At 53.1% G+C, this 369-nt stretch carries 1 protein-coding gene; it reads left to right on the top strand.

Features of this window, described 5'->3' with window-relative positions:
* On the top strand, window positions 1-369 hold a 369-nt coding region (locus E0D98_RS26070), incomplete at both ends, for a GTP-binding protein (protein WP_233398977.1).

Genomic DNA, 369 nt, shown 5'->3' with positions numbered 1-369 from the left:
ACATCCTGCTGGGTCGTCAGGTAGGCGTTCCGTACATCATCGTGTTCCTGAACAAATGCGACATGGTTGATGACGAAGAGCTGCTGGAACTGGTTGAAATGGAAGTTCGTGAACTTCTGTCTCAGTACGACTTCCCGGGCGACGACACTCCGATCGTTCGTGGTTCTGCTCTGAAAGCGCTGGAAGGCGACGCAGAGTGGGAAGCGAAAATCCTGGAACTGGCTGGCTTCCTGGATTCTTATATTCCGGAACCAGAGCGTGCGATTGACAAGCCGTTCCTGCTGCCGATCGAAGACGTATTCTCCATCTCCGGTCGTGGTACCGTTGTTACCGGTCGTGTAGAACGCGGTATCATCAAAGTTGGTGAAG

The sequence above is a fragment of the Escherichia sp. KCJ4928 genome, from assembly GCF_004352695.1.
In the GTDB taxonomy this organism is placed as follows: Bacteria; Pseudomonadota; Gammaproteobacteria; order Enterobacterales; family Enterobacteriaceae; genus ECMA0423.
Note: the sequence above shows the minus strand (reverse complement) of the source record. Positions and strands in the feature narration are given on the sequence as shown.